Source organism: Exiguobacterium sp. PvP048, from assembly GCF_040549175.1.
Classification (GTDB): Bacteria; Bacillota; Bacilli; order Exiguobacteriales; family Exiguobacteriaceae; genus Exiguobacterium_A; species Exiguobacterium_A artemiae.
The window spans coordinates 29,565-48,225 of record NZ_JBEPSU010000007.1 but is presented as its reverse complement, the minus strand read 5'-3'; the positions used below and the strand labels follow the sequence as shown (position 1 = coordinate 48,225).

The 18,661-nt window shown below is 49.3% G+C and carries 18 protein-coding genes; 9 read left to right on the top strand and 9 right to left on the bottom strand.

From position 1 onward, the window contains the following. Nucleotides 1-13 precede the first annotated feature (13 nt). Both ABIC15_RS12295 and ABIC15_RS12290 read right to left on the bottom strand, forming a co-directional pair. A complete protein-coding gene (locus ABIC15_RS12295; protein ID WP_012369101.1) occupies nt 14-1,039 on the bottom strand; it encodes a ribitol-5-phosphate dehydrogenase in 1,026 nt (341 codons plus the stop codon). Continuing rightward, nucleotides 1,036-1,749 (bottom strand): IspD/TarI family cytidylyltransferase, encoded by a 714-nt coding sequence (locus ABIC15_RS12290; RefSeq protein ID WP_114597238.1) that lies wholly within the window; start codon nt 1,747-1,749, stop codon nt 1,036-1,038. The genes ABIC15_RS12295 and ABIC15_RS12290 overlap by 4 nt, the downstream gene beginning before the upstream one ends. Before the next feature lie 307 nt (nt 1,750-2,056). Between ABIC15_RS12290 and ABIC15_RS12285 the strand changes: the two genes are divergently transcribed. From ABIC15_RS12285 to ABIC15_RS12275, 3 genes are all read left to right on the top strand, one after another. Beyond that, nucleotides 2,057-3,823: a CDP-glycerol glycerophosphotransferase family protein gene (locus ABIC15_RS12285; protein ID WP_354020840.1), complete on the top strand. Its 1,767-nt coding sequence runs from the start codon at nt 2,057-2,059 to the stop codon at nt 3,821-3,823. Further along, entirely contained in the window at nt 3,820-4,878 is a 1,059-nt protein-coding gene (locus tag ABIC15_RS12280; protein ID WP_012369098.1) for an acyltransferase family protein, read from the top strand. The genes ABIC15_RS12285 and ABIC15_RS12280 overlap by 4 nt, the downstream gene beginning before the upstream one ends. A gap of 204 nt (nt 4,879-5,082) precedes the next feature. Continuing rightward, on the top strand, nt 5,083-6,279 hold the full coding sequence (locus ABIC15_RS12275) for an MFS transporter (protein WP_012369097.1): 1,197 nt from the start codon (nt 5,083-5,085) through the stop codon (nt 6,277-6,279). A gap of 81 nt (nt 6,280-6,360) precedes the next feature. Here ABIC15_RS12275 and ABIC15_RS12270 read toward each other — a convergent pair whose 3' ends face one another. From ABIC15_RS12270 to ABIC15_RS12260, 3 genes are all read right to left on the bottom strand, one after another. Then, nucleotides 6,361-6,693, bottom strand: coding sequence for a hypothetical protein (locus ABIC15_RS12270; RefSeq protein ID WP_012369096.1), 333 nt, complete (start codon nt 6,691-6,693; stop codon nt 6,361-6,363). A gap of 92 nt (nt 6,694-6,785) precedes the next feature. Continuing rightward, a complete protein-coding gene (locus tag ABIC15_RS12265) occupies nt 6,786-7,238 on the bottom strand; it encodes a DUF4385 domain-containing protein (protein WP_012369095.1) in 453 nt (150 codons plus the stop codon). A gap of 45 nt (nt 7,239-7,283) precedes the next feature. Then, nucleotides 7,284-7,913, bottom strand: coding sequence for a TetR/AcrR family transcriptional regulator (locus tag ABIC15_RS12260; protein ID WP_012369094.1), 630 nt, complete (start codon nt 7,911-7,913; stop codon nt 7,284-7,286). 105 nt (nt 7,914-8,018) lie between these two features. Here ABIC15_RS12260 and kynU point away from each other — a divergent pair, with 105 nt between their 5' ends. The 4 genes from kynU to kynB are packed head-to-tail and all read left to right on the top strand — an operon-like array spanning nt 8,019 to nt 12,185. Further along, nucleotides 8,019-9,296 (top strand): kynureninase, encoded by a 1,278-nt coding sequence (kynU, locus tag ABIC15_RS12255; protein ID WP_354020839.1) that lies wholly within the window; start codon nt 8,019-8,021, stop codon nt 9,294-9,296. A gap of 9 nt (nt 9,297-9,305) precedes the next feature. Continuing rightward, nucleotides 9,306-10,688 (top strand): amino acid permease, encoded by a 1,383-nt coding sequence (locus ABIC15_RS12250; protein ID WP_012369092.1) that lies wholly within the window; start codon nt 9,306-9,308, stop codon nt 10,686-10,688. A gap of 20 nt (nt 10,689-10,708) precedes the next feature. Then, nucleotides 10,709-11,548, top strand: coding sequence for a tryptophan 2,3-dioxygenase (gene kynA, locus ABIC15_RS12245; RefSeq protein ID WP_012369091.1), 840 nt, complete (start codon nt 10,709-10,711; stop codon nt 11,546-11,548). 13 nt (nt 11,549-11,561) lie between these two features. Then, complete coding sequence (gene kynB, locus ABIC15_RS12240; RefSeq protein WP_354020838.1) at nt 11,562-12,185, top strand: arylformamidase; 624 nt, start codon at nt 11,562-11,564, stop codon at nt 12,183-12,185. Nucleotides 12,186-12,229: 44 nt separating this feature from the next. Here the strand turns inward: kynB and ABIC15_RS12235 are convergent, their stop codons facing one another. The 3 genes from ABIC15_RS12235 to cydD all read right to left on the bottom strand — a co-directional run bounded on the left by ABIC15_RS12235 (nt 12,230) and on the right by cydD (nt 16,494). Beyond that, nucleotides 12,230-12,880 carry an alpha/beta fold hydrolase gene (locus tag ABIC15_RS12235; protein ID WP_354020837.1) on the bottom strand — a complete coding sequence of 217 codons (651 nt, stop codon included), beginning with the start codon at nt 12,878-12,880 and terminating at the stop codon, nt 12,230-12,232. A gap of 168 nt (nt 12,881-13,048) precedes the next feature. Next, nucleotides 13,049-14,767, bottom strand: coding sequence for a thiol reductant ABC exporter subunit CydC (gene cydC / locus ABIC15_RS12230; protein ID WP_354020836.1), 1,719 nt, complete (start codon nt 14,765-14,767; stop codon nt 13,049-13,051). After that, a complete protein-coding gene (cydD, locus tag ABIC15_RS12225) occupies nt 14,764-16,494 on the bottom strand; it encodes a thiol reductant ABC exporter subunit CydD (RefSeq protein ID WP_354020835.1) in 1,731 nt (576 codons plus the stop codon). Before cydD ends, cydC begins: the two co-directional genes overlap by 4 nt. Before the next feature lie 211 nt (nt 16,495-16,705). Between cydD and ABIC15_RS12220 the strand changes: the two genes are divergently transcribed. Further along, nucleotides 16,706-17,188 carry an RrF2 family transcriptional regulator gene (locus ABIC15_RS12220; protein WP_354020834.1) on the top strand — a complete coding sequence of 161 codons (483 nt, stop codon included), beginning with the start codon at nt 16,706-16,708 and terminating at the stop codon, nt 17,186-17,188. Between the two features lie 11 nt (nt 17,189-17,199). Then, nucleotides 17,200-17,592: a nuclear transport factor 2 family protein gene (locus ABIC15_RS12215; protein WP_131503213.1), complete on the top strand. Its 393-nt coding sequence runs from the start codon at nt 17,200-17,202 to the stop codon at nt 17,590-17,592. A gap of 48 nt (nt 17,593-17,640) precedes the next feature. Here the strand turns inward: ABIC15_RS12215 and ypfJ are convergent, their stop codons facing one another. Further along, nucleotides 17,641-18,486: a KPN_02809 family neutral zinc metallopeptidase gene (gene ypfJ / locus ABIC15_RS12210; protein ID WP_214766693.1), complete on the bottom strand. Its 846-nt coding sequence runs from the start codon at nt 18,484-18,486 to the stop codon at nt 17,641-17,643. Nucleotides 18,487-18,661 lie beyond the last annotated feature (175 nt).

The following is an 18,661-nucleotide window of genomic DNA, read 5'->3' as shown; positions in this document are numbered from 1 at the left end:
TCCGCTTTCATTCTTACATGCACCATTCCATGACGGTTTTACCGAAACGATTCGTCAAATCACTTTCAAATGCTTGATGAATATCTTCGATTTGTCGAATCTGGAAAACACCGGACACGAGATTCGACAAATAGGCCGGAATATCCGGATACATTTGATACAATTCCATCGTCCGTGCAAAATCAGCCGGTGTACTCCGGCTTGATCCGTAGACACGTAATCCTTTTTCAAGAATCATCCGCGTATTGACGGAAACCGGGTCTTCGGAAACGCCGAGCAGTGCCATCGTTCCTTCTGGAATGATGTAATCAATCATTTGATTAATCGCATACTGACTTCCGATTCCACCAACACATTCAAATCCGTGATTAAATGATACGTCGTCCGGAATTTGATCAATATAATATGTTTCATCAGCAAACGAGAAGTAATCGAGCTTCGATTGCGTTTTTCCGAAGACAAGCAATTTTGCTTCCGGATACAGTTTGCGTAACATCAATGCTGTAATGAATCCGAGGTTCCCGTCTCCCCAGACACCGAATGTTTCCCGACGGCTGTGGGCAATCTGATCAAAACGTGTCATGGCATGAACGGATACACTGACCAGTTCCGTGAAGGCTGCGACTTCCGGGTCAAGATCAGCCGGTACTTCGACAAGACGATCGGGCTGAATGAAGACATAATCCTGCATATAGCCGTCATAACCGCTCGAGCGGAAACGGCTTGTCCGCAAGTAGTTTTCTCCGATGATGTCATCTGTTTCCGACGGTGTGTTCGGAACCATTGCGACCAACGTACCGATCTTAAACGTTCCAGACGGGTCATGCACTACTTTCCCGATGCCTTCATGAATCATCGCCATCGGTAACTTCTTTGCCAATACTTCCGCACTGCGGCTGCCCGTAAAGTAACGTTGATCCGCGTGACAAATCGATAAATACGTCGGACGAACGACGACCCGGTCTGAATTGAGTGACCGTTCGTCGTACGTCACCTCGATTTGGCGTGGCGCCACGAGTTGATAGACTTGGTTAATCATTGGTGAATCCGCTCCTTCAAAATAGCATTGGCGATGCGGAGATCGTAAGGTGTCGTTACTTTAATATTAAACAACTCACCTGTGACGAGAGCCACCGCTTCCCCTTTAAGCAAGAGAATCTTACAGGCATCCGTCAAAATTGCCCGCTCATCGCTTGATAATGCTTCGTAATGATTTTTGAGTTTTGTGATTTGGAAACTTTGCGGCGTCTGTCCTTGATACATCTGATCGCGGACCGGAATATCGGAAATCGTTTTTCCGTCCGTCGAAGCGACGATCGTATCAATCGCCGAGATGACGGTATCACATGCTCCGTACTCGAGTGCCGTTGAAATGTTTTCTTTGATGATCCGGTGCGTCAAGAACGGACGGACTGCATCGTGTGTAACGATGACGTCTTCGTCTGTCAAACCGTTTTTATTTTCAATCCAGTTGATCGCCGCCATGATGGACTCGTTGCGGTCGCTTCCGCCTGCCGTGATGACGATCCGCTCATCGGTTCCGATATATTTCTCAAGAATATCACGTGTATAGTTAATCCAAGCCGTTGGGGTCACAATAATGATTTGATCAAAATCTTCGTGTAAAAGAAACTTTTCAACGGTATGCACGATAATCGGACGTTCTCCGATTGACAGGAATTGTTTAGGACGATCGACATTCCCCATTCTCGTTCCTTTTCCGCCTGCTAAGATTGCTGCATAAATCATCTTGTATCGCAAAGGACCCATCCATAGACAATGGCGCTGTCATGGGTCACTTTGCTTCCCTCCCTTAATAAAAAAAGTTTTTTGTTTCCACTTACCAGCGATGTGGGTATGTTTAAAAAATATGATCTTTTTCTAATGACTCTATCCGCCAAAAGCAAAAAAAATAGACGAAGTTCTATTTTTTTTGCTTCGTCACGATATAATGATGGATGATTTCTAATATCACTATACTATGTTCATGATGATTTTAAAAATCTGTCATTGTTGTGTAAATGCATTGTAATCATTTAAGCGAGGAGAGATTGTTTTGACAGAAGAAACACAGATGCCGACGTTACAGGCACACGTTAACTATCTAGAACTGGCGGGAACCAAATTCCGCTTCGAGGCACGTCTTTTCGGATTAACTGATTTCATTCAGGCCGAACAGCTACTTTTTGAGAATCCTGCCGCTCCTGAAGACACAGAAGAAACACAACCGGACGATGGATACATCCAGTCCGAGGCACCAGCGGAACCGATTCCTTTAGAACGGGCCGTCATTTTCCGCAACAAACGGAACAAGCGGACATTCATTCTTCGTTTCCCGTTCGAAGGTGACTGGACAGAAGAAACATTCAGCGGTGAGCTTGATCTCAATCACCTGACTCCGACCGGACGCCCGCTCCCAATGGGTTACTTCGATGCTTTCTTCGCAATCGTCCAAGGAAAGTCCATTTTACATGAAGCACCATTTGGAGACACACGTTCCTTGATTCCGGTCATTTATCGTGTTGACACAAAACATAGTAACGTCCTGCTCAAACTTGAATATGAACTGGTCGTCCAGTATTCAGAATACAGCAATACCCTAGGTTTCCATTCCCTTAAGCAGGGAGAGACGAAACGGTTTATCCGCTTGATTGAAAAATTCAATAAATCCAAGAAGAATTGGCGGAAGCGTGCGTTCAAATTCCGTCGTTTTACATTCAAGAGCATTTACAATGTCACGAAGTGGACACAACCGATTCAAGACAATAAAGTTGTTTTTGCTTCCGACTCGCGAAGTGACGTCAGCGGAAACTTCGCCTATATCTTAAACGAAATCGAGCGCCGGGATTTAAACCTGGACGTGAAGACGTTCTTCAAACCGAACTTACAGTCCCGCCGTGATTGGCGCGACAAATTTACATTGCCTTACCACCTCGCGACGGCGAAAACGATTTTGGTCGACGATTTTTATCCGATGATTTATCCGCTCAACATCCGAAAAGGAAGCGACCTGGTCCAGGTCTGGCATGCTGTCGGAGCTTTCAAGACATTCGGATACAGCCGTCTTGGCAAACCGGGTGGTCCAAGCGCCAACTCGCTCAGCCACCGGAATTACACGAAAGCCATCGTCAGCTCGCATAACGTCGCCCGTCATTACGCGGAAGGATTCGGCCTAAGGGAAGATCAAGTCATCGCAACTGGGATTCCCCGGACAGACATGTTCTTTGATCAAACGTATATCGCCGAAGCCAAAGAACGGATTTATGAAGAATACCCTGTCTTCAAAACAAAAAAAGTCATCATGTTCGCCCCGACTTTCCGTGGGAACGGCGCCAAAAGTGCCCATTATGACTTCAGTCAACTTGATTTGGATGCTTTATACGAAGCGTTCCATGAAGATTATGTCTTCGTCTTGAAGATGCATCCGTTCGTCCGCCGCCGGATGGAGATTCCGGAAGTATATGCGGACTTCTTCCTCGATTTGACGGACTACCGGGAAATCAACGAATTGCTGTTCGTCTCTGATATTTTGATTACCGATTATTCTTCGACTTGTTTTGAATTTTCACTGCTCGACCGTCCGATGTTATTCTTCGCTTACGATTTGGAAGATTACATCTCAAAACGCGACTTCTACTATGACTTTGAAGAATTCGTCCCGGGACCGATCGTCCGTACGTCGGAAGAGTTGATTGAACGGATCAAAAACGAAGATTTCGAGATGCAGAACGTCAAAGCCTTTACGGAATATTTCTTCGAACACCAGGACGGAAAATCGAGCCAGCGTTTCGTCGATCAAATCATTCTTGGAGAAGACAAATGAATCCAACACCAAAACCAATGACCTTTTCTTATGATCATTGGCTCGGGAACTACAAAGTATTATTGATTTTCATGGTCGTGTTCGGCCATCTGATTGAAACGTTCCGTAATCTTGAGCAAAATGATCCGGTGCAGATGGTCTACAACATCATTTATTTACTGCATATGCCGGCGTTCATCTTCATGAGCGGGTACTTTTTTAAGGAAGTCAGACCCAAACGAATCATTTCGTTTGTCGTCCTCTACTTCATCTGGCAGTCGATTCATGAAGTCTATCTCGCTTACGTCAATGAAAAGACGGTCGACGGCTTGATTGACGGGTTGCTTCATCCGCTTGTTCCGAGCTGGACGCTCTGGTATCTGCTCGGGATCATCATTTGGCAAATCGTGACGCCTGGATTCCTGGCCTTACGTTATCCGTTGTTAATCAGTATTGCGTTTGCCCTGCTGATCAATGCCAATCCGGTTTCCATCACGAACTTCCTTTCCTTACAGAAGGTCGTCAGTTTTTATCCGTTCTTTTTGATGGGCTATCTCATCAAAGAGCGGGGATGGCTCGCGGACGGGCAGATTCGTGACCGGCTGACGTCACCCCTCGGTCGTTTGACGGGATTGATCATTTCCGTTGCCATCGCTGTCGCTATGGCCGTTTGGACTAAAAATGGATTTGATACAGTCTGGTTGTTCTACCGGGATACGTACGGTGAATTCGATGTACCGGTTCTCAAAGGTGCCTTGATCCAGCTCTTTTTATATGCGGTCAGTACCGTGATGATCTTCTCTGTGCTGATGATGGTCCCGCATCGCTCCTTCGGCGAACGGTTTGATCAAATCGGAATTCAGACGTTGGCGATTTATCTATTACATTCGTTTATCGTCCGGCTGTTCCGTGATTTTGTTCCGCCGTGGATTGCCGAATCACCGGTGCTATTAATCGGTTCATCCTTCTTGCTTGCGCTGTTCTTCGTGTGGATTTTATCCAGTCGTCCGATCGTTCGATTGTTCCGACCGTTGTTATCTCCAAACGTCAACTGGCTTTTCAAGAAAACACCGTAACCGTTCACTTAATAGTTGATACAAAGACCGACTCCAAAAAGAATCACTCGTTTTTTCACGCTCTATCCTGCAGGAGTGGCGTGAAGCGAGTGATTCTTTTTTTGTAACGGGCGGTAAAATTGACAGGATCTTTCTCTTGAAACTAAGATAGTAAAGGTAGATTAAATAAACGCTTACACCAGCGTGTAGAAAGAAGGGATCCCCTTGCAAGCGGATCAACGAAAAAAATTAACGGTTCTGATGATTAACATGTTCATTGCCGTCGGGAGCTTCGGGATCATCATTCCGATTCTGCCCGCTTACTTAGCTTCCATCGGTCAAGGTGGTACGGCAGCCGGTCTGATGATTGCGATTTTTGCCGGTGCCCAGCTCGTCATGTCACCGGTCGCCGGGAAATGGGCCGATCAATACGGTCGACGGAAGATGATCATTTACGGATTGATCGGATTGACGTTATCGATGTTCGTCTTTTATTTCTCGAACTCTGTTACGATCCTCTACATCTCCCGGGCGATCGGCGGTTTCGGTGCCGCGCTGTTGATCCCTGCGATTTTTGCCTACGTCGCAGATATCACGACGATGGATCAGCGTGCAAAAGGTAACAGCTTCGTCTCTGCTGCCATGTCACTCGGTATCGTCATCGGTCCCGGAATCGGCGGTTTCCTTGCCGAGTTTGATTTAAAATTACCGTTGCTCGTCTCGGCACTTGTCTCACTCCTTGCCGTCTTATTCAGCGTTTTACTGTTGCAGGAGAGTGATGTCCATGATGCGACGGCGATGGCACCGGATGAAGGCTCGATGTGGAAAAAGCTTGGAGCATCGTTCCATAAGCCGTATTTCGTTCCGCTCGTCATCACTCTTGTCATGAGTTTCGGCTTGATGGCATACGAGTCTGTCCTCGGTCTGTTCGTCGACAACCAGTTTGGTGCTTCACCAAAAGATATTGCCATTATGGTAACGTCGACCGGTATCATCAGTGTCATTGCCCAGATTTTTGTCGTTGATAAGTTATCACGCAGTCTCGGCGAAGGAAAAGTCCTGAATATCTTCCTGTTGATTGCGACACTCGGATTCTTGTTGTCTCTTTTGACGGCGAGCTACGGCGGATTCTTCGCTGTCACGCTGGTCATTTTCCTCGCGACTTCAATCTTACGTCCGGTCCTGAATACGATGATTTCAAAACTGGCCGGTAACGAGCAGGGATTCGCGATGGGGATGAACAATGCCTACATGAGCATCGGGAACGTCCTCGGTCCGACCCTGGCCGGTCTGTTATATGATGTCAACATTCTGTATCCGTTCATGCTCGGACTCGTTTTCCTTGCCGTGACATTGGTCGGATCCGTCATTTGGCAACGCCGTCAGTCCCGTTTAATTAAAAAGATTGAACAGACATCTTGATTCAGATGTCTAAAAAAAGCAGTAGGTCGCCCGATTAAATAATCGGATGGCCTCCTGCTTTTTTCATCTGGTAGAGAAATATCAGCCGTGCAACGTCGCCCGGTCCCACCAAAGCACTTGCAGGAAGCGGAGCGTTTTGACAAGCGTTTCGACGACCAACAGGACGAGTAAAAAAGCTGTCATCCGCAAATCCAGTACATGATTCAGAACCAGTCCAAATAAAAGGGTCGTCACAAAGGCACGCCTAGTAAGCTCAAACGAAGACACTTCGAACGTCGCGACGATGCTGAGTCCGATACTGTATATCAGTAAACCGATCAAAATGCTGACAGGAACGGTTTCCACTGTATAGTCCACTAACAGATACATACTTATAATCAATCCGATCAACGCCGCCCAGTACGTATAACGCATATATTCTCCTCCCTTTTAATCCCATCATAGCAAATTTTGAATCCTTCATTTTCAGTGCCAAGAAACAGGCAAATGGAAAACTAAAAATCCGTTCATCCGTACTGTTTTTGATGAGCTTTCTTTAACTTCAAGTACTCTTCATCCGCCCGGATCAAATCCCATTTTTCCTGAAAAATTTCTGCCGATTTCGCTTTTTCCGGATCAATTTTCCGCTCGTTTAATTCACCCGTCTCTTTGTTTTTATACTTACGTCCGCCTTTATAATTCGTATACCGACGTGCCCGTGTATGTCCCATCTGGATGAACTTCCGCGCCATGTCCATTCCGACGAAGTCTCCGGCCTCTTTATAGTCGAGATACATCTGATAGATTTTTTCGGAAGATTCTTTGGCAATTTCCGGTGTCTTGAACCGCCAATGCGGCAAGATTTCCCCTTTATACGGTTCGACGAGCAACACACCCTGTTCGCCCCGTCCGACCCGGTATTTTTCCGGTTCCTTCCGAAAATCGGTTGTCTTAAAATCAAGATCATAATCAAATGCCATGTGCAACGCCCCCTTCTCCTACAGGTTTCCCGGGAACGAGCTTCTTTAACCGTGTTCGTACAGTCCGGTCGTATACACAGCAGTTAAGGTTTTGGCGATTTCTTCGATTGACGCGGTCGTCTCTTCGCGAACGACTTCGAACAGATACATTTCATTGGCAAAAAACCAGCCGCGGGCAACGAGTGCCGGATTTAGGTCCGGACGAGCCAATCCGGTTCTTTGCGCATAGCGGATATCGCAGCTGATCCGTTCAATAAACCGCTCACGAATCTGTTTCCACTTCGTCCGGATGACGTAAGAGATGCCAATCGCCTGCTCGACGACCCGCAGCATCTCCCGCTCCTGCTCAGCCAGCTGTAAAAAGGCCATTGCCTGTTGCTCGATTTGTTTTTGAGCTTCTTCAGCCGTTCCCGGCTCAAATGGCTGTTCCGCCACTTGGTGGAAACGATCCATTACGTCTTCCATCAACACAATTAACAGTTCATCTTTCCCTTCAAAGTGAACGTACGCCGTTCCGTATCCGACGCCCGCCCGTTTGATGATTTGCGAAATCGTCGTCGTCTGGAAGTCATTTTCAAGAAAGACGTGCCGGGCTGCGACCAATAATTTTTCCCGCGTCCGGACTGTCCGCAAATGCCGTTTGTCCACTTTAAATTTATCTGATTTCATCGTCATCGACCACCTCTCCTGATTCTCTATCCGATAATATTGACACAGTGTCAATTTGTTTGCTACGCTTTTCTCAAAATTGATTACTGATTCATTTAAGGAGGAACGGACATGACATTGACCGCACCACGCAAGCACGCCATCGAACAGGATCAACAGGATGCACTCGCTCCGTACCGGAACGAATTTTATCTGCAGGAAGGTTCGATTTATATGGACGGCAACTCACTTGGTCTGTTGTCGAAACGGGCGGAAGCGACGTTACTCGAATCGCTCGCCGATTGGCGGGAACTCGGAATTGACGGTTGGATGAAAGGCCGGCATCCGTGGTTCGATCTGTCGGAAAAACTGGCTGCCTTAAACGCCCCGCTCGTCGGCGGCCGTGCGGACGAAGTCATGGTGACCGGTTCGACGACGGTCAATCTGCATCAACTCGTCGCAACCTTTTTTGCACCAAGCGGAACGCGGACGAAGATTTTAGCCGACAGTTTGACGTTCCCGTCCGATATTTATGCGCTCCAGAGTCAACTCCGGTTGCGCGGACTTGATCCGGCGGAACACCTCGTTCAGGTCGAAAGCCGCGACGGACGGTTTCTTGATGAAGCGGACATCATCGCCGCAATGACGGATGACATTGCCTTGATCGTTCTGCCGACCGTCCTGTACCGGAGCGGTCAGATTTTAGATATGGAACGGCTGACCCGGGAAGCGCACGCCCGCGATATCCTGATCGGCTTTGACGGGTGTCATTCCGTCGGCGCGATTCCCCATGCGTTTCACGACTGGGGCGTCGACTTTGCGTACTGGTGCAACTACAAACATTTGAATGGCGGTCCCGGTACGGTCGGTGGATTATTCGTCCATGAACGTCATTTCGGAACATTGCCCGGTCTGACCGGTTGGTTCGGTTCCCGTAAAGACAAACAATTTGATATGAATCATACGATGACACCTGCCGAAAACGCCGCTGCCTTCCAAATCGGCACACCACACGTTTTAAGCCTCGCCCCGCAAATTGGGGCGCTCGAGTTGTTTGCAGAAGTCGGCATCGATGCCGTTCGGACAAAATCACTGGCACTGACCGACTACATGATGGCGCTCGTCGATCAGGAATTGACGCCGTACGGCTTTGTAATCGGAAATCCGCGTGACGACACACGACGCGGCGCTCACCTGAGTCTCGAACATCCGGAAGCGGCACGGATTTGTAAAGCGCTGAAAGCCCATCAGGTCATTCCTGATTTCCGGGCACCGAATATTGTCCGCCTGGCCCCTGTTGCCTTGTATAATAGTTTTGAAGACGTCTATGAGGTCGTTTCGATTTTGAAAACGATCATGGACGAAAAACAGTACGAACAATTTAAGAACGAACGCGAAGTCGTCGCGTAAGGAGGCTTTATGAAAGAACATCCTACTGAATTACGGCGTGACTTAAAAACACGCCAACTGACGATGATTGCGATGGGCTGTGCGATCGGAACCGGTCTTTTCCTCGGAAGCGGTCTCGCGATCAGTCTGGCCGGACCGAGTGTTCTCGTCAGCTATGCGATCGGCGCCTTCATCGTCCTGCTGTTGATGGGATGTCTCGCGGAAATGACCGTCGCCCATCCGACGTCCGGCTCATTCGGAACGATTGCGGAGAAGTACATCGGTCCTTATGCCGGCTTCCTCGTCCGTTATTCTTATTGGGTCGCGAATGTCCTCGCGATCGGCGTCGAAGTCAGCGCCATCGCCATCTACATGAAATACTGGTTCCCGGATGTGCCCGGGTACATCTGGATTTTCGTTTTCGCAGCAGCATTGATTTACATCAATGCCACGACCGTCAATACGTTTGCGACATTCGAATACTGGTTCTCCGTCATTAAAATCAGTGCCATCCTGATGTTCATGATTCTCGGCGCGTACTTAGTGTTCGGCAGCAGCTCACCGGAGATTGGTCCGCAAAACTTTACGAATGACGGCGGCTTCATGCCGTTCGGATTCTCCGGTCTCTGGATTGCCGTCTTCATCTCGCTGTTCAGTTTCCTCGGGACCGAATTGATTGCCGTGACAGCCGGTGAAGCAAAAGATCCGGATGTCGCAGTGCCGAAAGCACTGAAGGCCACCGTCTTCCGTCTGTCGACGTTTTATGTCATCACGATTGCCTTGATGCTGATGATCGTTCCGTGGCAACAGGCCGGTGGTGTCGATGAAAGTCCGTTCGTGAAAGTCATGGAGATGTTGTCGATTCCCGGTGCAGCCGGCATTATGAACTTCATCGTCCTGACAGCCGCCTTATCGGCGATGAACAGTCAGCTCTATGCTTCGACGCGGATGATGTATTCGCTATCGAAAGCCACCTATGCCCCGCGGATGTTCAGCCGCCTGAATGCGAAAGGCGTACCGCTGTTTGCCCTGGCTGTTTCGACGCTTGGGATTTTCCTCGCTGCCGTCATCAGCAGCCAATCGAGTGTCTCTTATCCATTTATGATGGGGATTTCGATGTTCGGTGCCATCTTCACCTGGTTCATGATTTTCATCTCCCATCTCTACTTCCGCAAAGCCTGGGAACGGGACGGCGGACGAAAACTGCCGGTCCGGATGATGGGATATCCGTATTTGACCGCACTTGGTGCGCTCTTGTTGTTTGCGCTTGTCATCACGACCTGGTTTACCGATTTCCAAATTGTCTTGAAGTTCGGTATCCCGTGGTTGATTTTCCTGACAATCGCCTATGTTTTTTGGAAACGAAATCATCCGCCGCAAGCGGATCAGACAAACCGTTCACAATCACTTTGACGTAAAGGGGATCGATCGGCATGAAACAGACGGATGCGACGAACATTGAGGAGTCGATTCAAACCGACTTTAAAAAAGACATGTCTTACGGGGATTATTTACAGCTGGACTCGCTTTTGACGAGCCAACAACGGTTATCGGATCACCATGACGAGATGTTGTTTATCGTCATTCATCAAACAAGTGAACTCTGGATGAAACTGATTTTGCATGAGATGACGGCTGCCATTCAGGCAATCGCCGATGATCAACTCGAACGGTCGTTTAAGATGCTCGCCCGTGTCTCAAAAATTCAACAACAGCTGATCCAGTCGTGGAGCGTCCTCTCGACACTGACACCGGCCGAATATCTCGAATTCCGGGACTCACTCGGACATTCCTCCGGGTTCCAGTCTTATCAGAACCGGCAAATCGAATTTTCGCTTGGCTTTAAAAATGCTCAGATGTTACGGGTCTATGAACATGAAACGGCGCTGTTTGCTCAATTGAACGATGACTTACAGACACCGAGCATCTATGATGAGACCGTCCGGGCGATGCACCGGCGCGGCTTACCGATTGACGAGGCGGTTCTCAACCGGGATGTCACGCAAGACTGGGAAGCCGACGCGAGTGTTGAAGCGGCCTGGGCCATCGTCTATCAGGATGTCGAACAGTACTGGGATTTATATGAACTCGGGGAAAAGCTGCTCGACATCGGCAGCCAGCAACAGATGTGGCGCTTTAACCATATGAGTACCGTCGAACGGATCATCGGTCAAAAACCGGGAACGGGTGGTTCGTCCGGCGTCAGTTATCTGCGCCGTGTGCTCGATCACCGGTTCTTCCCGGAACTGTGGTCGGTCCGGACAAAACTTTGAGGGGGAATCTTGCATGAACCGTTGGATGGATGTCTCACAGCCGTTAACCTCGTCGATTACGACCTGGCCCGGCGATACGAAATTTGACTATACGATCAACTGGAGTAAAGCCGACACCGGCTCCGTCAACGTCGGCCAGGTGACGATGAGTCTGCATACCGGCACCCACATCGACGCACCGTTTCACTTTGACGATGCCGGTCAAAAAGTGATTGATCTTGATCCGGATCTCTATATCGGTCATGTCCGCGTCATTTATCTGCCCGGCCGGACCGAATTCGTCGCAAGCGACCTTGATGCATTTGATTTAACCGATGTGCGCCGGCTGATCATCAAAACAGACGGTTGGGTCGATAAGTCGATTTTCCCGGAAACGATTCCGGTCCTGACGCCGAGTCTTGCCGAACGCCTTGGAGCACTCGGGATTGAATTAATCGGACTCGATTTACCGTCTGTTGACGCGATCGACAGTAAAGAGATGGCGGCCCATCATGCGCTCGCCGCCCATGGAGTTCACATACTCGAAGGGTTAGTCCTCGATACGATCACTCCGGGTGATTATCATCTCAATGCTGTTCCGCTTCCACTCGTCGACGGTGACGGCAGTCCCGTCCGTGCACTGATGCGACCGTATTAAAAAAAAACCGACAGAACGCTCTTCCGAGAATGTTCTGTCGGTTTTCAGTTTTCCTTGACCGTTACGGTGAACAATACGTCTTCAATGCGTTGCATGATCTGTCCGAGTACTTGCAGGGACGGACCGACCTCAAAATCAATATCGAGCGAATGATTAGCTCCTTTTATTCGTTCCAGAACGAGGTTCGAGCTGCCGCATCGTTCCAACGCTTCCGGACTGAACTGGCGGTCGTGGTCACCGATGACGAGTAATCCATGATGCCGGCTGTTCGCCATCGCTTCGACAATCGCCGGATCTTTTAAGAGTGGCGTCAGAAGGACAACACGCGCTTCCGGAAACAATCCACGGTGCATCATTGAAACCAGCGGTACCGTTCCAAGCGATTTGGCAATAAAGTGAATCGTCTGATACGACCGCGCACGTAACACGTCCTCGATGACCGCTTCAATCCGCCGGCTCATCTCCGCATCTCCCTGTTCGTCCGGCAAGCTGAACAAGTCGTCCGAGACATATTGAATCTCAACCACGTTCACGCCGCGTTTTAATAACATCATCCGGCTAAAGTAAAAGTATGGATGGTCGTACGCATAACCTGCGCCGGACAACATAAAGCAGACCTCATCCGACTCGGAATAATAGTGATTATAGGCAATCGTTTGATCACCCAGTTGCGTCTCGCAACGGCGAATCTCCATCAAGGCTCCCCCTTTATTTTTTCCTTACTTTACCATCCGATAATGAAACCGTCCATTAAAATTCCCTCTCTCTCTGTCACTCGAATTTACAGCTCATTTTTCAAGCATTTGATGATTGCTCAAAAACAGCCCCATCCAGTGCTTTTCGCAAAGGATGAGGCTGTTGATTCAGCGGACCAGTTGATCCGGTGTAAAGACGGATTGTTCGACCTGTTTTAACGCATAAAAGGCACCTTGCTTGGCCATTAAGTCCGCATACGTCCCGACTTCAACGACTTGCCCTTGCTCCATGACGACAATCTGATCCATCAACTCAAGACCGGCCAACCGGTGGCTGACAAGCAACAGCGTTGCGTCCTCCGCGCGGGAAAACAGATGGCGTAAAATCATCTGTTCCGTCAACGCATCGACCGATGAGGTCGGCTCATCGAGCAGATAAAGCGGTGTCTGACGTAAGAATATCCGGGCAATCGCCAGCCGTTGCTTTTCACCGCCGGACAGGTTTTCCCCTTTTTCGAGCACCCGGTCGTCAAGAGCGAGCAACGAAAGACCCACTTGATTCAATGCTTCAATCATTTGTTCATCCGTTGCTTCGCTGCTGGCGAGCTTCAGATTGTCACGAATCGTCCCGTAAAAGAAATGATTTTGTTGCAGGACGACGTTCGACTGTTGCCATAACGCTTCCGGATTAATTTCTTTACCTGGAGTTCCTTCAATCCGGATTCCGTCTGCCGGATACATCCGCAACAACAGTTGCAACAGCGTCGATTTTCCGGAACCGCTCGCTCCAACAATCGCCATTTTACTGCCGGCAGGGAACGTCACGCTGACGTCACGTAAGACAGGATGATCCTGACCCGGAAACGTGAAAGTGACGTGTTCCGTGCTCAGTTCCGGAGCCTGCGCCAATTCAAACGGACGGTATTCCGGTGCCGTTGTGGCTTCGACGACGTCATCAAGCCGACGTGCCGCATGACGGCTGTCTTCAAAAAATCCGGGTAAAATCGCCATCGGTGCGGCATTTTCAAACACCGTCAACGAGGTCATGACGAGCAATGCGAGGAAAACGCCGTCGAGTTGTCCGTCAGCGACGAGATATGCCCCGAGTCCGAGGACAAACCAGGAAATGATCAACGTCGCCAGTGTATTCAAGGCAAGGTTCGAGACCGCATGCAGTCCGTTCCGTTTTTCTTCCGCCACGTAGCGTGCGGCGACGGCATTCAGTTCCGCTTCCTTATTGCCGAGTTGTTGATAGATCTTTAAGTCGCGATAACCTTGGAACAGTTCCGTCACTTCCGTCGACAGTTCCCCGCGTCGGGCCCGGACGGACCGGGCAAACCGTTGTTCCCGGTAGGCAAACCAGCCGGGAATGACGAATCCCGTTAAGATCAGACCAAACACAAGGACAAGCGCGACACTGAGTGAAAAGAAACTGACAAAAAAGATTGTACACAGAAAGACGAGCACTAAAATGATCGGTGGATAGACGACGCGCAAAAACGTATTTTGCAGACTTTCGACGTCCCCGACAATCCGGGCGAGCAAATCCCCGCTCCGGTACTTGGCAAAGATACCCGGTGCGAGTGGTTCCAGCCGTTTATAAAACGTCGTCCGCAAGTCACTGAGGATCGTAAACGTCGCCCGGTGTGAGTAATACCGTTCGGCGTACCGGCTGACAGCCCGTGTCAGACTGGAGATTTTCTGTAAGGCAATCAAAACGGCAAGTGTCTGAATCGGCGGCAACAGGGCGGCTTTCGAAATCAGGAAGCCGCTCGCGGCAAACAGTCCGACCGCCGTGATGCCGGCCAATACACCAAAGATAATCGAGAGCACGATGTCCCGTTTCTGGTGCAGCATCAAACGAAAAATTCCCATCAACTCTTTCATCGTGTCTCCTCCCCCCGTTGAACGGCGCGCATCATCGCATATTCCGATTCACGTCCGAGTAATTCTTCATGTGTCCCCCGGTCGACAATCCGTCCGGCTTCCAGCACGACGATTTGATCCGACCGTTCAATCGTATGCAGACGGTGGGCGACCGTGATGACGGTCGCTTCACGTCCGAGAACAGTCATCGCTTCCTGCAACAACCGTTCCGTCTTCACGTCAAGACCGGTCGTCGGTTCATCAAACAAGATGACATTCGGTCGTTTCAGGAAGGCACGTGCTAACGCAACGCGCTGCTTTTCGCCGCCGGATAAGCCGCGTCCGCCTTCTCCGATTATCGTGTCGAGTCCGTTCGGCAACTGTGCGATCAATTCGGTCAGACCGGCGTCAGATGCCGCCTGTTCAATCGCAGCCCGCGACGCTTCGCGCAATTCACCAATGGCAATATTATCCGCCAGCGTCCCGGCATAAAGATACGGATGCTGCGAGATGTAGCTGAGCTGGCTGAACCAACTGGATTCCGTGATGGTCTGACGATCTTGACCGTCAAGCAACAGCTGTCCGTCCTGCGGATCGGCAAGACCCGCCAGCAATTGGAGGACCGTCGATTTTCCGGCACCGCTGCGCCCGATCAAGGCCACCTTTTGATACGGTTCAATCGTCAAATTCAACTGTTCCATCGCAAAGCGGGCATCCCGGTACGAAAACGCGACGTCTTTCAGCTCAATCCGCGGCGGACGGGCCGCCGGCAGATCCGTTCGTCCGAAAGCGACATTCCGGTCATCGTCCGTCAGTTCGGCCGCAATCTGTTTTGCGGCGGCGACACTGCCCCGACCGGTATGGAAAGCGGCTCCCATCTCTTTTAACGCCAGATAGTATTCCGGTGCCAGGACCAACATCAAGAAGGCCGGTACAAAGGTGATGCTTTGGAATAAAATCAACCGGAGACTGACTTCCAGGGCAATCATCCCCATACTGAGCATCGAAATAAACTCAAGCATCAACGACGACAGGAAGGCCAGTTTTAAAACGGTCAAGGTCGCGTCCCGAAAATCGAGACTGCTTCGTTCGATCACGTCCTGTTGCGTCTTCGCCCGACCGAATAACTTCAGCGTCGTCAGTCCCTGTAATGTGTCAAGGAATGTACCGGAAAAGGCATTCATCTTCTCAAGCTGCGTATCGGCCCGCTTTTGCGTCATGATTCCGATGACGATGTAAAACAGCGGAATGAACGGCGCCGTAATCATCATAACGAGTCCTGTCACCCAGTCGTAGCTGAAGGCGGCAATCAAGACCATCAACGGAACGATCGACGTCTGAATGACTTTCGGCAGGTACTGGCTGTAATAGCTGTCCATCTCATCAACGGAATCGAGCAGAATGCTGACCTTTTGACCCGATTGTCCTTCAAGCATCGATTCGACGGAGTTTCGTGTATATTTCGCGACAAGCGCCAGGCGCAAGTCCTGTTTAACCCGTGCCGCAAGACTCGTTCCGAGGCGGCCGTTCCAGTAGGTGACGCCGACGCGTAGCATCAGCATTAACAACAGAAAACCGAGCAACGGCATGACGGCCGCGAACGGATCACCCTGCAGGAAAATCCGGTCGACGATGATGACGATCAGATAAGATTGACCGATGACGGCGACGCCCATCAGGACGGCGACCAACATCAGTTGTATAAAAATCGTACGTGGAATCGTGATGATTCCTTTGAGTGGATTCATAAGAAAACGTCCTTTCACTAAGTGTGAACGACTTTTAGTGAATATTTTCACATATCGTACATTCAGTATACCGAATCCATTCTGTTGATGCCACGGGTATGCAGTCGAAAAGGTGTGACGGTTTTGTGAGGAACCTTTTGTTGGACAATTCATTTATTCGGATGTATCGTAGACAATAGTTATCCACGATATACAGAAAGGAGAATGTTTCATGCAAATGAAGACAGGTGTCGAACAATCGGTGTACGCGATGCTCTTATTGACGTTTTTACCGGAGAAAGGTGTTCTACCGGGAGAATTCATCAGTCAGCAGCTCGGGGCTTCGCCGTCCTACTTCCAAAAGTTGCTCCGAAAACTTGTGAGTGCCGATCTGCTGATTTCTGTTCCCGGTGCCAAAGGCGGCTTCCGGCTCAAAGCGTCACCGGAGACGATTCGTGTGTTTGATATCTATGAAGCAATCGAGGGCAAACAATCCTTATATGCCTCAAGCGGTGTTTTCGAAGACTTGATGGGTATCCAGGATCAGAACATCTGCTTATTGTCCGACCTGATGGCAGAAGCGGAACAGTCGTGGCAATCGATACTCAAACGCGAGACGATCGACTCGATCCGCCGTGAAATTTATTTGAACTGTCCGCCCGATCATCTGACAAAACTGCAGAGTTTAATTGAAGAAAAAATGATTCGTAACTAAAAGGAGAATATATGATGAACACCACTACACTTGACCGCTATTTTGATTTATTTGATGCTTCCCGGACCGATGAAAAAGCTTTTGATGACTTGATTTCCCTGTTCTCGGACGAAATCACATTCGTCCTGAACGGACAGGAACAGCACGGTATCGATGCCTGGAAACAGTTCGTCCGGATGGTCTTTACGGCGAATCAGGATATTAAACACATGTATGCCGGATGGGTTCCATCAGAAACAGGAGATACGATGGAAACACGCTGGGCTGTTTGCGGGAAACGCGCGGACGGCTCTGTCTTCACCCAGGATGGAACCGACATCGCCCGGCTCAATGCGGATGGAAAGATTGTCTATCTCGCCAACGTTCCCGATGATACGGCGATGTTTAACCAATACAACGATTAATCGAAAACAGGCATCACTTCGTTATGAAGTGGTGCCTGTTGATTATGCTTATAAATTCTTCGCTTTGAAGGTATCGCCGCCTTCAATCGTTCCGTTATCAAATCCTTTTTGGAACCATCGTTCGCGTTGAGCCGATGTACCGTGTGTAAAGCTTTCCGGTACGACATATCCTTGCCCTTTTTTCTGAAGTGTATCATCTCCGACAGCATTCGCCGCTCCAAGTGCCTCTTCCAAATCGCCTTCTTCGAGCAAATTTTGTCCTTGTGCGTGATTTGCCCAGACACCGGCATAATAATCCGCCTGTAATTCAAAACGGACCAGATACTTGTTGAACTTTTCTTCGCTCATCTTTTGGCGGAGCGGCATGATTTCGTCAGATGTCCCGAGCAACGTTTGAACATGGTGTCCGACTTCATGGGCAATGACGTATGCCATCGCGAAGTCTCCCGGTGCCCCGTATTTATTTTGTAACTCATCATAAAAACTAAGATCGATGTATAATTTCTGATCACCCGGACAATAAAACGGTCCAACCGACTTTCCGGCTTGTCCACACGCTGAACTGACTTGATCGGTATATAAAACAAGCGTCGGTTCTTTATACGTCATACCGTCCTGTTTAAATTCCTTCGTCCAGACTTTTTCCGTATCCGCCAACACGACAGATACAAAGTCCGCTGCTTCTTTTTCCTTGGCCGTTTCCTGATATTCGCCCTGGCTGTCGCCCTGCGAACCAGACAGCCCTCCAAGGATGTCTGCCGGATTCCCGCCCATCAACGTAACGACGATTAAAATGATGATCCCGAGTCCGCCTCCGATGCCGGCGACCCCTTTTCCACCCATTCCCCGCCGGTCTTCAACGTTCGAACTTCTTTCTCTACCCTTCCATTTCATACACAGTTCCTCCTAAGTCTCAATGCACTTCTATACCCCATATCGTGTCTGTTTAGCCATGATTTTCTATTTTAAAATTTAATTTTATTTTAAGTATCTTGAAGCTAAACAATCTCATTTTGCCGACCGATAGTGGTATACGTTTAGCATGTTTATTCGTGATTTGTTTCAGTTT